Source organism: Nitrospinota bacterium, assembly GCA_009873635.1.
Classification (GTDB): domain Bacteria; phylum Nitrospinota; class Nitrospinia; order Nitrospinales; family VA-1; genus LS-NOB.
Map to the genome: position 1 here is coordinate 1 of WAHY01000035.1, position 14,743 is coordinate 14,743.

Here is a 14,743-nt window from a genome sequence, read left to right on the forward strand (position 1 = left end):
GCTGAGTTATATAAATTTAAAACATCTTTTGAGTTTGACGAAAGTTTATACTGCAATGCTTATATAAGTCCAAGTATTTTGGGAGGGCCAAGATATCATTCTTTGTCGTTCACCCCAGAAACAAAAGCAAAAAAAAATAATCGGTCAATCGACATTACGCAAATGCATAAGAATTGCTTCATTTTCATGATAGTTGATACAAAAGTCAAAAACCCAGAAAATTTTCTAAACATAATCTGGAATGTCAAAAAAAACAAATATTATAAAAACCCCGGCCTTGCCGGCTGGAATGAAATTTGTGATTAGGCGCGAACAAAAATAATTCAAATTATTGGGTCGTATTCGTATTAAATGATTTTATTGGTTTACTTTGTGCTTGCAGAGTGAGGTTCAAACTTATGAAACCTGAACTCTAAATCTGATAACTTTCATACCATCCCATTATGTTAAAAGCTATTCTCAAGCGGAAGGCAAATGGTAAACGTTGTTCCTTGGCCCATTTCAGATTCAAGGAGTATTTTCCCGTGATGTTTTTTGACGATCATTGCATGGAATAATGCCAATCCTTATCCGGTGCCTTTCCCTAATTCCTTGGTGTTAAAAAAGTGGTCATAAATTTTATGCCTGATGGCATCTGGAATCCCGTTTCCTGAATCCGTGATTCGGATTTCTGCCCATTTGTTATTCTGCTTCGTCATGATGGTCCACATTCTGGTGACGCAAAACATCTTTGATCACCATAATTAAAAAGATTTAATATTAATTTAACGTTTACTTAATGATAATAAAGGAAAATAACCTCTGAACTATTTAAAACCTATAATCAAGGAGCTACTTATGAAAAATATAATTGGATATCTGATTGCTTTTATAATTGGCTGGTCAGGTGCAGTATGGAGCTATTCAGATCTAATCTATCCTAAAAACTAAATTAATTATCAATATTTTCAGAATAAAAATTAAGTCAATTGTTTTTATTCTCACCCGACCACCAATATGTATTCCAAATGATAAACATTTAAAAACTATTTGCTAGGGAGAAGAATTATCGGTATGAAACGATTTAGCCCGGAGCGAATCTTCCTAGATAATGGTCCGGAATTTATTGGCAACGCTTTAGACAGGTGGGCCTATGAAAACTAGGATTCTTTGGACTTCTAACGCTCTGGGAAGCCCATGAATAATGCGTTTATCGAATTATTCAACGTGACGTTCCGGGACGAGTGTATGAACGTTCATTGGTTTTTAACCCTCCAATATTAAAAAGAAAAGATCGAACCCAGGAGGGAAGAGTATAGTACATTTCGTCCACACAGCTAACTGAATGATTAACACATTTGGAGTTTGCGGAAAGACAACTGATCCGGGCCTATAAAATGCCCGGTTTTTCTTGAGTACGACTGGCACAGATTTGCGGTGATGCTCAATATGCAGAAACTGAATTTAAAATTGGACTAAATACTGAGGTTTTGTCGCTAGAGTTGGTTTGACTTAGGGTGATTATTGGTTAATTACCACGAGTATTTTGTTTATTTGTACTGGTAGCCTAGACAGGAATTTATTATATTGCGAATGGATTACTCCGGAGCTTACATAACAATGGGAAGTGCTATGTCAGAGCCCATCTTGAACTGGAAGTGAAATACAATCTCAATCCCCATCTTTGTATTAAAGGTACATTTTTCTATTTTCGTGCGGTTAAGTTTTTGAACAAACTTCTGATGGATCCGACATCAATTACCTTGGAACCATGCTTATATTTAGTTTCTAAAGTTATTTAGAGTTATAAGTAGATTTTTGGTCGATGAGCTGATTTACCTTGCAATGTGGTTCCAACCGCTAGTGGGTTGTCGTTGGTAAAATTCCATATCTTCGCGATCTAATGAAACAATATGAAGCCATTGATTACCAATTAATCCCTGCAACATTTCGTGTTTTGAAATTATGGCATCAATCATTTTTCTTGGGGCTTCAATAATTACAAACAAACGCATGGGTTCGTGATAAGGTTTCTCACCATCCATTACAGTCTGGACAGGAAGACCGATGGAAAGGTCACTTTGGGTGCCGAACATGACACCTACATTGCCAACGACATTATGATACGCTTTGCTGCCCGCCCCATAAACATTGACATCAACCGTGGAAAAATAATGCTCCATGTTAATCCATTGCCCTACGATCATGGGAGCGGTCATGATGACTTCCAAAGCATTTCCATCAGGATCTTTTGAGGAATCATAGGAGTGTAAAAAGGTCCGTCCTTCTAAATCCATTCCTTGCGTTAATTTTCTACGGCCAGCAATAAAAGCGGTGTGTCCGGAAAGTCCCCATTCGGGTCGAACTTGGGACCAATCCATACTCCGTATTTTTGCACGATTTAGTGCGTTGAAATTCCCAGTTAACTCTGGCTCATCGGGCATTCGGGGTAAACGCTCCCGACTATTCATTTCGCCAGCCTCCTTGAAGTCGCGCTGAAGTTTAGATAAATCTTGTTGATGCGTGGCAGGTAGGTTTTCCAAATCAAAAAATGCTATTTCATCGGTTGTCGTGTCATGTTGCGCGGGAAGGAAATGAGTGTCTGCTGGGATTTCCAGACCCTTCTCGGCCAATATTTTTCTTACTTCTGGGTTATTGGCCATCACGGCAAGGGCACGTGCATTTGCACTCCCATGGTTGCCTCCGCAAGCCCCGCAATCCAGCGCAGATTCGAAAGGATTGTTGTCAGAAGTACTACCATGACCGCAAAGCAGGATCAGTCGGGAAAAAGTTGTGAATCCTAGAATCCTAATTGCGTTTTCTACGAAACGGGCTTGTTCGTCAAGGTTGAACCCTGTTTGAATGGTTCCTTCTTTTCCCACATCTGTGTTTTCTTTTTTATCTACAGTTACAGAAGTAGCCAGAGGAACTTTGAAAGGTTTTTTCAGCCAGGTAAGACCTTTATTGAAAAGCTTCGGATGCAAAGTTTGACCGAAAAGTCTAAACCCAAAGAACCAGCCAATAGCTTCAACCATAATATAAGGTGTAATAACGTTTTCCTTTAAATCGTGTAATAACGTGTGGGCATCCCTACCGTATTTTTTTCTTTCTAAAAAATGTTGAGTGGTTTGAGCATGATCGTTTCGGGGTTTTTCTATTATTAAATTGTTTGGGATTAGAAGAACAGGGCATTGGTCTGTTTGGTAGTCATCTGAAAAACCTTGGTAGCATAAAGGAATCCCAAAAAAGCCAGCGTACCCAAACGTTTCATGATCGTCAATCTCTTCCAGTTTTCTTCTAAAGTTTTCTGAGCGGACATCAATACAAAAAAGGGTTTGAGAAAAAGGGCGTGATACCAGCGGTTTTTCTTCGCCGCTATCTATTTTTTTTAAATTCTCAATATTTGGAGAAAACCTTTTAACAAAACCATTGATGAAGCTCGATTCTAAAGCCTTGAGCCAGACTGGTCCATGCATTGATTCAGGAAACTCTTCAGCCCAGCCAATTAAAGTGTTTAATGGAGTGAGCCCGCCTTTTAAAATATCTTGCACTGTCACGTTCAAATGTTTAGCAAGGTGCATTACAGTTAAGGCTTGAACGATAATTTCCTGCTGATTCCGTAATTGTTCCCATTTCGAAATCAAACTAAATGCGGCTTGATTTATATCGTTAATGGGTAAAGGATCTTGATCAAACATCGATAAATCCACGCTATCTTCAATTGCCTCTGGCAGACCTCTGGTTTGGCTATCTTTGTAAAGCCCGTATCCATTAGAATTCTTTTCCAAAAAATCTTTAATTGAATTATAGGTTCCAGGAATATCCAGCTTAGTTCGGCAAGCAAGGTCAATCATTTCCTTTTCATAAAATACTCGAACGGCCAAATACTGGGTCAAGTCAATTGGAAAGGCATTTTGCCACTCATACTTGACTTGTTCCGAGCGCCATTTAAGAAATCCAGTCCATCCGGCTAATTGGGAAAGATGTAAAGAGAAATAACCGATCCATAAATCTTTGGGAATGAATAATTCGGACATACATTGGGAAATGGTGTCTTCCGGAAGATCTGGTAAGCTCTTTATTTTATTTTTCCAATCGGGGATGCCTGACAAGGAGCCTGAGGTGTCCTCTACAGCCAACTCTTTCCAATTTGCATAAAAACTTTTTTCTCGCATTGGCATTGACCAGTGAGCATGCCCTTCATCGAGAAATCCGCTAACCCATTTAATCACTTCGTTGTTTAATTGAAATCCCACCTTTATTCCAAGTGATTGTTCGCACCATTCTGCCAATGTGTACTTCGTTGCCAATTCATCCCGCTCACGATTAGCATAATCCTTTAAAGATTCTTTGTTTTCATCGATTTTTTGTGAATTTTGAAGGGCATCGATAAGACTTTGTAATTCAGATTGATTTGATTGGGATTTAAAAACTGCCGCAGATGCATCTTTTGCTACTTTGCCAGTGCCATTTATAAAAATAGTTTTTAAAAATTCATGGTGAGAGACATTTTTTCCACCCAGGGAGATGGAGGTGTCTTTAGAGACTTCATCCAGGGCATTGTTTAGAGCTTCTTCGGTTATTCGACCTTTTTTATAATAAATACGGTTTTCTTTATTTTGAAGATATCCGTCTCCTCTAAAAATCTTTTCTGCCTCTTTAATTGCTTCTTCAAAATGCAAACCTTCCAGTCCGTGAAGGGGGTTATGATGAATAAATGTTTTCATGGGCCAATAGTGAGAAATAGGACCACTGGCCTTTTTCACCAATGACTGTAACTCTTCCCGCTGGGGATCCATTGGCTTGTCTGAATTTTTTTCTTCGACGATAGCCATTTAGCCTACAGGCCTCCTGGAATGGTTGAAAACTGAAGCGCTAATAGAGCAATCCACTATAAACAGCGCCTAATAATAAAATCATTACCGCAATATATTCCGTTATGCACAAATCAGAATAGGGAACATTTTCACGTGCAGATCCAAAAGCAGTTTGGTGAAGCATTTGCAATAAAAACCAGCCACCGCCCAACCAAACTGCAAAAAATATAAAAAATATTTTTATAAAATTAACATCCAGGGTTTCGATAGTTGGCATCACTATCAAGCCTGTGAATGTGGGAATCATGGGTAGAAATAAAGCAAAACTGACAAGAAGAACCATTACTGTTCCTAATCGAGGCATCGGATCGGCAAGACCTGGAAGCTTCCCTATGGTCTGCCAACCATAACGAACTTTTACGAATGAAAAGGCTAAGCTAATTCCTCCCAACACGAATGCCACGGCTACACCAAAGGCGATTCCCCATTTTGGAAAATTCGGAAAAACATTCAGCAGACCCCAGATAATCGATACGTAAGCCACAGTTGCAGCAGCAATAAAAGGATTGGCTTTCTTTTGCCCTAAAGCTGCTAGGGAAGCATAAAATGCAGTAATCAAGGCTAAAAAACCAATAGAAATCAATATATTTTTTGAAAGTGATGAATAGATAATATTTAACTCTGCAAGACCTAGTGCCAGCCAGACAACTAACCAAAGACTTGACAGAGCCCCTTTGCCATTATCCACAACTCCCGAAAATGGGAGATGAAAGGGAATGAGTGGCAAGAAGGTTAGTGCTAGAAACAAACGTGAAAGCTCTTTTAAGGATTCACCTCCAAATATAGAACCTAAAGGTAAAATGCTTGCAATCGCGAAATGAATAAGGGTGAAAGTTTTTCTAGGTGAGGTTTTCTTTTGTTGGGCAATAGAAAATGCCATAAACCCAAGGAGGGAACAAAGAAAAAGACGGTTCAAAAGCTCCTGACCCATGATTGCACCCAAGGTCAACCCGATAGTTACCAAACATAAGAAATAAAACTCCGAGGTCTGCTGCAATTTTTCCTGACAAATCATGACGCAAAAACCCATAAGAAGAACTGCCAGAACCAAAAATTTTATTGATGGATTTTGATTTATAGAAAAGACCAGAGTTAACCCTAAAATGGAGATTGTAGCTAAGCTGATAAATTTCATACTCGAAAATGAAAAATTCAAAACCCTCCCCATAACTCCGACAATAATCGGGGCCAAGGCGAGACTTATTAAAATTAGGTTTTGATTTTCCATAATTATTGTACGTTATAAATTAAAAACGATGGGCTACCTTTTGAGCCAAACGCAAAATATTGTTGTTCCAACGAACATATACCTGATCAATATAGAATCGATTGATTAAGATAATATACATTCGCTTCCAGGTTGAATTGAGCCAATCAGAAATAAATGTTTTTTGGCCTTTGACTTTGTTATAGGCGACAAACCAACCTAACAAGAAAAGTCCAGTGGATACCAAGATGATCATGTCAAATATTAATGGAGGAAATGATGCTGCTAAAAATAAACCTTCTGCCTCTCCCGGCCCCGGGTATAGGAAATGTGTAAATTCCTCTCCGGCCCAAAAGTATGCGAACCCGATTACAAATAATGCCCCAATCATCGAAAATGCCACTATCCATGATGCCACTGCCTGCAGACGATATAAACTGAACATGACTTGAGAGACAGTCACCCAACTAAAAAATAAGAAAATCACAGCCCCATGCACATTTTGTAAATGTATATTCAGAATATCATGAGTAACCAAAAGAATAACCATTGGCATTATCAAGGTAATCACTAAACCGGTTGCCCAGGTTAGTTTTGATGAAGACGGATCTCCATCATGCTCGTGTGAATGCGGATGCTTTGGTTCATAGCGGGATGTATGTATTCCTGTTCCCGATCCCAAAAACAAAGATGCTTTAAAAAAACCGTGGGCAATTAAATGGAAAATTGCTAATGCAAAGGCGCCCAGCCCACATTCCATTATCATGTATCCCATTTGTGCCATAGTGGAAAAGCCAAGGGTTTTCTTGATATCGTTTTGCACCAACATGATTGAAGCACCCATCAGAACCGTAAGTACACCAATAAAAAATACAAAATGAAGAGTTGATGGCGACAAAGCATAAAATGGAGCTAATCGGTTCAATAAAAATCCCCCAGCATTAATAATCCCAGCATGCATCAGAGCAGAGACAGGAGTGGGGGAATCCATAGTGTCCGGCAACCAAACATGTAAAGGAAATTGAGAAGATTTGGCTATTGCACCTACAAAAATAGAAAGTGTAATCAGGGAAATGACATTCACTTCCAAGGCATTGCCCGGCAAAAGAGAAACCATATGGCTATTTTCCGCGGCTGCTTTAAAAAGTTCTGTAAACTCAAGAGTTCCAAAATACTTATAGGCAAGAAACAATCCAAAGAGAAAACCAACATCCCCAACGCGATGTATAAAAAATGATTTAAATCCATTGCGGCAAGCATCAGGATGTGAGTAATTAAAATTAAGAAGTAGATAAAGTGCCAAGCCCAATAACTGCCAAAAGATAAACAACATAAGCAGGTTAGGGCTTGATACAAGAGCAAGAATGACGAAGGTCGTAAAGCTCAAGAGCGCGAAAAACCGGGCGTAGCCTGAATCTCCTTCAAGATACCTTACGGAATAGGTATGGATGACAACGCTCACGCTCGTGATTAACATCATCATAACGGCTGTGAGCCTATCAACCAACATTCCAACTTTAAAGATGGATGACCCTTCATAATTCAAGGTCCAAAAAGTAAATTGAACAATCCCCTGGGTTCCGACGTAATAAAGAGTCCATACAGCAAATAGGGCCGCCGCCCAAGAAGCATAGACCCCCGTCTTGGCAACCTGTGATGCTGACATTTGTTTTCCAAAAACCCCTATTAGCATTGAAGCTAACAATGGAAACAGTATAATAAGGACTGGGATTACCATATCGTAAAAGTTCCTTTTTCTGTCTTAAACTTTTTTCGTTTCACTTACTCTGACTATTTGATAAAAGAATCTAAGAAAAGTTGCAAAATATTTTCGAGCCGAATTCTTTGTCAAAAGGGGTACCATTTGCCAGAATAAACCACTTATCAAAAAAAATTTTTCATTTGTATCAGGTCACGAAACTGCCTATGTTTTTCTATCATTGCAAATTAGACAATTCCTACTCTAACTATTTATTTTTAAAAGCTTTAGAATGTTTTTTGCTAAGGAAACCAAGATATGCATGAAACTGGTCAAAAAGGTCCATTGCGAAAAACATTTTAATTAAACCGCCATACCATTGAAATAAGCAAATTAGTTGCAAGATTTTTTCACATCGGGACAAATACAAGAATTACAATACGCGAAAATACCTTCATGTGTCAATTTTGATTTTTACAAACCAGAAAAATCTCTCATTCATCTTTTTAATTAGAGATACTATACAGACTAAAGGAATTAGCTGAGGTAAAGTATTAAGCTCGAGAAGAAGCGTCGAGCTGTGTTTTATGTAATTGAACACTTCAATGTTTCAGAACGTAGGATTTGTCGGGTGTTAAATCAACCCCACTCTACTCATCGTTATATTTATAAAAAAAGAGATGAAGAAGAGTTCTTGACTCAACGCATGATTGAACTGGCAACCAAATACGGTCGCTATGGTTACCGCAGAATAACCGATTGTTGCAAAGAGAAGGTTTTAAAGTAAACCATAAACGAGTGGAGCGTCTTTGGCGGAAGGAGGGATTGAAGGTTCCTCAAAAACAACCCAAACGAAAACGATTATGGTTTAACGATGGTTCCTGTATTCGTTTGAGGCCTCAGTTCAAGGATCATGTGTGGAGTTATGACTTTATGACTCTATGACTACAAGGACTGAGGATGGAAGACCTTTGCGGATATTAACGTTGATTGATGAGTATAAGAGAGAATGTCTTACTCTCAAGGTAACTCGTCGATTAAGATCACAGGATATACTGGAACAACTTGGCTATCTGTTTATCTATCGTGGACTACCAGGATTTATACGTTCTGATAACGGTTCTTAGTTTACATCTAAAACAGTTAGAAACTGGTTGGTACGATTAGGAATTCAAACTTTATTCATTGACCCGGGTTCTCCTTGGGAGAATGGCTACAATGAGTCGTTTAATGGAAAGCTCAGAGATGAGCTGTTGAATGGAGAAATCTTTACAACTTTGCTGGAAGCTAAGGTCTTGATAGAAAACTGGAGGAAAGAATACAATCAATTTAGACCCCATAGTTCACTCAATTATCAACCTCCGGCTCCTGAAACGATTAAACCAAAAGTGGAAATACTATCTTAAAGATTGGTACAAATTAATTGGGCAGGCTAGAGTAATCCAACTGTCCTTTTCTGGATTTTCTCTCTGGAAAATTTTTAACGATTTGTGATTTAAATACAGGAAGGAAACAATCCTTGACCGAAGATAACGGTTTTCTAAAAGTAGTAAACTTTCTCCTCTGACGGTTGCCCAACAGCTTTCACTTTGCGATCACCCGCTTTAAGCAGCCTGATCTTAATATGCAATATGGCTTTACCAAAAATATATGCCATCATTGATCATGCTTATAATAGGAAAGCATAAGTGTGGTATTAGACCCTGGTAACAATTGGAATTCTTTATCGTAGGGTTTGTCCCACTTAAGCTTAATTCCATTTCCCCTCATATCTTCCCCATAAAAAATATAAGGACTATTGTTATTTTCATTGTTACCGGGCTGAGTGACCAGCGCACCGAAAAGTTCTTTGAATCGCTCTGCGGACTTTTGCAAAACAGCATGGCTCACTGTAGAGTGATCCGGATGACCCCATATCACATCAACCTTGCTCAGGGTATTGTCCCGCGAAGATAGATAGTAAAAAATCTGGGCTTTCCCATTTTGAGCATCCAATGCAGGAGAAACAATAGCCAAAGCGCGTTGACCCGATTTCGGATGCTTTCGCTTTTCAATTTCATTTTCAAGCTTGCCAAAATCTGATTGAATCGCTTTGATCAACTGCACCTCGTTCATTCCAAATCGTGCAAGGCGGAAACCTTTCACAATACCCGGTTTAATTTCTTCAGGAATTTGTGTTGCGACAAACGTCTCCTCTTTCAAAACAGGGACAGGCTCAATGGACTCCTGGGCAGGAGCGCGTTCAGATATTTTTACGGGGATTTCTTTTGCAATAGTTTCTGGCTCAGGGGTTTTCATCGCAACAGATGGACCCGGGTCTTGAATTGGGACAAGCGGGGATTCTGCCCGGTCAATATGAACTTGTATATTTCCAAACTTGCGCATGTATTTCGCGGTCAACCGGACTTCCTTTTTCCCTTCCGGGTCCCAGGCATAGCTTCCTTTCTGAATATGATAAATGGGTTCGCCATTAACATACACCTGCTCCGGTTCAACGCCATCCTTCACCGAGGGAATACTTTTTATCGCATCAATAATCGAGCTGCTTACCGAATGGTCATCCGGCCCGATACCCACCTCCACCATATTTTCATCAATAATAGAAATTTCTTCCCTTATATTCTTTGCAAGGTCTTTATGATATTGAGATGTGGGATTTCTTACGTCACTCTTCTCCTCTTCTAGAAATATTGTTCCTTCTTTTGGGACATGAATACGGATATTTCCAAACTCACGAATGTACTTTGTAGTCAAACGCACTCTATATTTACCTCCCCTGTCCCAGGTGTAGAGCCCTCTACGAAAATGATGAACCTTCTCTTTATTTACAAAAACCACATCCGGGTCACCTCCCGCCCCAACATAAGGAATACTTTGTACTGCATCCAATATATTACTACTTACCGAACGGTCATCCGGCCCGATTCCTACTTCAACAGTATTGTCATCAATAATTTTTATTTCTTCACGTTTTGAACTGGAAAGGGAGTCATAAAACGGGTTTCCAACTACAGGCAAAGGGAAAGCCAGAAAAATTAAAAGCAGGGCAAACCAGGCGTTATAGAAGTGATATTTTTTCATCGTTAATTTAAAAAACCAGAATCCCTTACATTAGCTTTGATTATGGAGCGTTTTGAGATTTTAAATCCTTATTAAAACCAGACAAAGCTTTTATGAGGTTGGAAAGAGAAAGCGCGCCCTGCTTCAACAGGATTTCACCAATAAAATTATCAGGGTTGTTTTGTATCAATAAATTCGCGGCATTAAAAATCTCGTTTTTATTTTTAAAACTTCAAGGTGATCAGTTTTTCCACTTCTTCCTGAATACGACAAGAAAAAGCTGATTTTTATTTTGAGGCGGGAACCTGAAATTTTTCAACCAATCTAAAGTTGGATCGCCTTCGTGTGAGGCCGTGTAAATTCTATCATCCTGCAAAAATTTTTGAAACTACTTTACTCTTCCAATGAAAAATGGATTGTGTTCCTTCTCCTGTTTCACTGTTGTTGCGGGTCCATGACCGGGATAAATGCCGGTGTCATCTGGCAGGCGAAGAACCTTTTTCGTTATGGAATTAAACAAATCGTTCCAGGAGGAATTGGCACGCCCCATGGAACCGGCGAAGATCACGTCTCCGGAAAGTAATGTTTGATTTATCAGGTAAGAAACACCACCTGTCGTATGGCCAGGCGTTTCTAAACATCTGATGCGTAATTTACCAAGCGTCAACTCATCACCCTCTTTTACAATTTTAAAATTCCGGCTTCCTCTCGGCCTGGGTTCTTTATGATCTATGTAGGTAGGACAATCAAAAGCACTGTCCAGTTCTCCCAGTCCACCGGCGTGGTCCGGGTGAGCATGAGTTAACAGGATCATACTGGGACGTACACCCATTTCGCGGGCTTTATTGATGATCGTTTTTGGATTGGCTCCGGTATCTACCACCGCGGTTTCCCCCGTTGCCTTACAACGCAGGAGGAAACAATTTACCGGATACTCTCCCATAAAAACATTCAGGCAAACCAAATCAAAGTCGGGGTCATTTGCCGGTTCATTCGGCATCCATTTCTCCTGAGCAATATTAATGAGTGCCGGGCCATCTAAATCCAATGCTTTTGCAAGTTTTAATACATCCGAGTCACCGGGTGTCAACTCATAGCTTTCTATCCGCTTTATATCATCCACTCCCAGGTCTGTTGCACGAACGAGGTCATCCTGTGACCAGGCTTTTCCATCCCGGGCCTTTTGTAAAATATCTCCCAATTCATCCTCAAGAGGCATTGTGTTTTTCTCCTTCAAAAGATATAGCGCCTTAATTAAATCTATCTACCCTGTCATCCGACCTTTAAATACCAATTCAGCCACACCCGATTTGTCCAGTTCACCCTTACCCGCGTCCACGAGGCGCCGATATTGTTCGAACGTTGCTTGTGCAACGGGCAACTTTAATCCCTCTGAGTTCGCCAGATTGAGAGCAATTCCCGAATCCTTTGCGGCATGTTCAGCAGAAAAATAGCAATCATGATCGCGTATTTGCATATCTTCGCCGTCCGTTTCAAGAACCCGCGATGCGGCACCTGTTTCGCTGAAGACCTTACGAAGTAGAGTCAGGTCTAAACCCAGCGCGCTCCCCAGCCCCAATCCTTCTGCTAACGCGGCAGTATTGCAGTTCATGACCATATTGACCAGTGCTTTAACCTTTGCGGCTTCACCGGCCGGACCAACATAAAGAGATTTTGAGCTCAGGGCTTCAAGTATTGGGAGTGCCTGTTTAAACACCGGCTCCTTTCCACCGCACATGAGGTAGAGAGTTCCTTCCCGTGCCTGAGTTATGCTGCTTGCCATAAGCGCTTCAAGATGAGTCCCGCCATGCTTTTCGACAAGAACGCCCGCATTGATATGTGCTTCCGGGCTGACTGTAGCAAAATTAATAAACAACGTGTTCTTTGCATGGCAAAGTAAACTTGCAGGATCATTCTCCGCGAAAATTTCGGACATCGCGGCATCATCTGTTACAACAGTCAACACAACATCGCTTAATTCCGCGACACGTGCTGGCAAAACTGCTGCTTCGCAGGATAACTCCTGCGCCAGGGACTCGGCGGCTGCCTGGTTGCGATCCTGTACCGCAGTTAAGATAAAACCCTTTTCCTTAAGACGTCTGGCCATATTTGAGCCCATACGCCCGACCCCTACAAATCCGATCCGACTGTTTCCTGTCATGATTGAATCTTTCCTTTAATCAGCAACACTGAATATTTTTTCCCAGCTATTTTAATCTCCACTTAATCCAAAAAGTTTCTCACCCAAATCCTAACACAACAAATGGATCCAATATAGGGATGGTTTTTTATGAAGAACCGGAGCTGTATGCGGCATTAAATCAGCTATACGAAGGGAGGTTTTCAAACCTGCATCCAGAATTAAGACACCTGGTTTTAAATGCCATTTCGGATATGTTTGGAAACAATCAAAAATCCGACCCCCCTTTCCCGGACGAAGAAAATTCATCCCAATACCCTGTTAAAGATGCTTTTTCAATCGCCTTATTCTCCCGAAACTGAGATTGCCTGATAACCGACGAAATACTTTAAAGGAAACAAGGAAGTGTTTTCCCTGTCGGGCGATCATATAAAAACCTGGATAGTTTGTTTCTGATTTTTATTATAATTAGTGAGTCATTTATATTTTTCCGGGATTTTATATTTTCACCTTTGATATCAGCAATAATTATCGCTTCGTGCATACCATGATAAACAGAACCATAAACCTGCCCCATCGTAATAAAAGGGATGATTCCAGCAGGTATAATTTTACTTTTTTGATTGTACTGGTCCTTTTATTTTTTCAGACAGCCTGCTCGGTTCCAAAAAACAGATGCCTGAAACCGTTTACCGGGGAATGTCAGGCGTCGACAATTCTTTGGGAGCAAGCCATCGATACGATTGTGAGGAAAAATTATCCCTCTGAGGTCTACAAGGCTGTCGTCTGGCAGGATGACTTTGATAACGCCTGGGTATTGAAGGGAATGGAAATTAATATTACGGAGCGGTTCCTTCATAAGTTAAGTCCAGTTCAACGAATAATGGTTGCCGCCCATGAGTTGGGCCATCTTAAGATGAATCATTACTATTCACAAATCGGAATCACAATGGTAGAGATGCCTCCTGGTTTAGAAGGCCATGAGGAAGAAATGATTGATCTTTCAATTTCGAAGAATCAGGAACTCAACTCTAAAGGATTCAGCGAGGAACTTGAAAAGGAGGCAGACCGTATGGCACTCCTGTTATTGGAGCAAGTTGGTATCAGCCCGCTTGCGTACATAAATTTTCTAAACCAGATCCGTTATGAAGGTGAAGTCGTGATGACAGGCCGGATAGCAGCCATTGAGAAATTTATTGGAAATTCTCGTTAATCCTGGAAGGGTTTATAAGTAAAATTCTCATCATTCACACATAAACATTGATTTTCTTTACCTTTTTTTTAGACAAGTGTTTTAACTCCTTGTCTTCTCGCGGCGAAAGTTGTGTTTTGATTTTCTTGAATTTATTCTTTACAGTTTTTCGCTCAACCTTTCCTTTTAATGAATGATGTTTCTTGGGAGTTTTGGTTTTTTTTGTCGCTATTCTTCTGTCTTTTTTAAATATGCGCCTTTCCGGACCTCGAATTTTCAAAACAGGCACAACCACAGTCTCAAGCGGTACAGGCATTCCTTTATCTTTTAGCCTGGCTTCACAAATATTAGCCTTTGTAAAATTAGTTTTCCATGTGTTAGCGCCAACCAGATTGGTTCCAAATAGGTTTGACTTGCTTAAATTAGCTTTCTGAAGATTTGTATTAATAAGGTTCGAATATCGCAAATCGGCGCCCTCTAAATCGGCACCCTCCAGATCGGCTCCTTGCAAATTGGCCCAACTTAAATTTGCCTGCCGGAGATTGACTTTTCTTAAATTTATCTTTGGAATTTGAATTCCCCGTAAATT

Annotated in this window: 12 protein-coding genes; 5 read left to right on the forward strand and 7 right to left on the reverse strand. The window is 40.1% G+C overall.

From position 1 onward, the window contains the following. Window positions 1-1,176: 1,176 nt before the first annotated feature. Window positions 1,177-1,263: a transposase gene (locus F3741_12115; GenBank protein ID MZG31525.1), complete on the forward strand. Its 87-nt coding sequence runs from the start codon at window positions 1,177-1,179 to the stop codon at window positions 1,261-1,263. 551 nt (window positions 1,264-1,814) lie between these two features. Here the strand turns inward: F3741_12115 and F3741_12120 are convergent. From F3741_12120 to F3741_12130, 3 genes are read right to left on the reverse strand one after another with little or no spacing between them, the layout of a single operon-like run. Continuing rightward, complete coding sequence (locus F3741_12120; protein MZG31526.1) at window positions 1,815-4,814, reverse strand: DUF2309 domain-containing protein; 3,000 nt, start codon at window positions 4,812-4,814, stop codon at window positions 1,815-1,817. A gap of 40 nt (window positions 4,815-4,854) precedes the next feature. Continuing rightward, window positions 4,855-6,084, reverse strand: a complete 1,230-nt coding sequence (locus tag F3741_12125) for a hypothetical protein (GenBank protein ID MZG31527.1) — start codon at window positions 6,082-6,084, stop codon at window positions 4,855-4,857. Window positions 6,085-6,103: 19 nt separating this feature from the next. Beyond that, on the reverse strand, window positions 6,104-7,801 hold the full coding sequence (locus tag F3741_12130; GenBank protein MZG31528.1) for an NADH-quinone oxidoreductase subunit L: 1,698 nt from the start codon (window positions 7,799-7,801) through the stop codon (window positions 6,104-6,106). A gap of 687 nt (window positions 7,802-8,488) precedes the next feature. Here F3741_12130 and F3741_12135 point away from each other — a divergent pair. Then, window positions 8,489-8,707: a transposase gene (locus F3741_12135; GenBank protein ID MZG31529.1), complete on the forward strand. Its 219-nt coding sequence runs from the start codon at window positions 8,489-8,491 to the stop codon at window positions 8,705-8,707. A 209-nt stretch (window positions 8,708-8,916) separates the two neighbouring features. Then, window positions 8,917-9,168, forward strand: a complete 252-nt coding sequence (locus tag F3741_12140; protein ID MZG31530.1) for a transposase — start codon at window positions 8,917-8,919, stop codon at window positions 9,166-9,168. Between the two features lie 250 nt (window positions 9,169-9,418). Here F3741_12140 and F3741_12145 read toward each other — a convergent pair whose 3' ends face one another. From F3741_12145 to F3741_12155, 3 genes are all read right to left on the reverse strand, one after another. Next, on the reverse strand, window positions 9,419-10,843 hold the full coding sequence (locus F3741_12145) for a hypothetical protein (GenBank protein ID MZG31531.1): 1,425 nt from the start codon (window positions 10,841-10,843) through the stop codon (window positions 9,419-9,421). 367 nt (window positions 10,844-11,210) lie between these two features. Beyond that, entirely contained in the window at window positions 11,211-12,041 is an 831-nt protein-coding gene (locus F3741_12150) for an MBL fold metallo-hydrolase (protein MZG31532.1), read from the reverse strand. A 45-nt stretch (window positions 12,042-12,086) separates the two neighbouring features. After that, entirely contained in the window at window positions 12,087-12,983 is an 897-nt protein-coding gene (locus F3741_12155; GenBank protein ID MZG31533.1) for an NAD(P)-dependent oxidoreductase, read from the reverse strand. A gap of 119 nt (window positions 12,984-13,102) precedes the next feature. On the opposite strand from F3741_12155, the gene F3741_12160 reads away from it, so the two are divergent. Then, complete coding sequence (locus F3741_12160) at window positions 13,103-13,324, forward strand: hypothetical protein (protein MZG31534.1); 222 nt, start codon at window positions 13,103-13,105, stop codon at window positions 13,322-13,324. Window positions 13,325-13,509: 185 nt separating this feature from the next. Continuing rightward, the gene (locus tag F3741_12165; protein ID MZG31535.1) at window positions 13,510-14,175 is read left to right on the forward strand and encodes a M48 family metalloprotease; all 666 of its coding nucleotides are present in this window, start codon (window positions 13,510-13,512) and stop codon (window positions 14,173-14,175) included. A 34-nt stretch (window positions 14,176-14,209) separates the two neighbouring features. Here F3741_12165 and F3741_12170 read toward each other — a convergent pair. Next, on the reverse strand, window positions 14,210-14,743 hold a 534-nt coding region (locus F3741_12170; GenBank protein MZG31536.1), incomplete at its 5' end, for a pentapeptide repeat-containing protein.

What these genes read in the sequence shown, in the direction of transcription:
- F3741_12130 (MZG31528.1), bottom strand. Translation starts at nt 7,801, where the DNA reads ATGGTAATCCCAGTCCTTATTATACTGTTTCCATTGTTAGCTTCAATG.
- F3741_12125 (MZG31527.1), bottom strand. Translation starts at nt 6,084, where the DNA reads ATGGAAAATCAAAACCTAATTTTAATAAGTCTCGCCTTGGCCCCGATT.
- F3741_12145 (MZG31531.1), bottom strand. Translation starts at nt 10,843, where the DNA reads ATGAAAAAATATCACTTCTATAACGCCTGGTTTGCCCTGCTTTTAATT.
- F3741_12150 (MZG31532.1), bottom strand. Translation starts at nt 12,041, where the DNA reads ATGCCTCTTGAGGATGAATTGGGAGATATTTTACAAAAGGCCCGGGAT.
- F3741_12120 (MZG31526.1), bottom strand. Translation starts at nt 4,814, where the DNA reads ATGGCTATCGTCGAAGAAAAAAATTCAGACAAGCCAATGGATCCCCAG.
- F3741_12155 (MZG31533.1), bottom strand. Translation starts at nt 12,983, where the DNA reads ATGACAGGAAACAGTCGGATCGGATTTGTAGGGGTCGGGCGTATGGGC.
- F3741_12115 (MZG31525.1), top strand. Translation starts at nt 1,177, where the DNA reads ATGAATAATGCGTTTATCGAATTATTCAACGTGACGTTCCGGGACGAG.
- F3741_12165 (MZG31535.1), top strand. Translation starts at nt 13,510, where the DNA reads ATGATAAACAGAACCATAAACCTGCCCCATCGTAATAAAAGGGATGAT.
- F3741_12160 (MZG31534.1), top strand. Translation starts at nt 13,103, where the DNA reads ATGGTTTTTTATGAAGAACCGGAGCTGTATGCGGCATTAAATCAGCTA.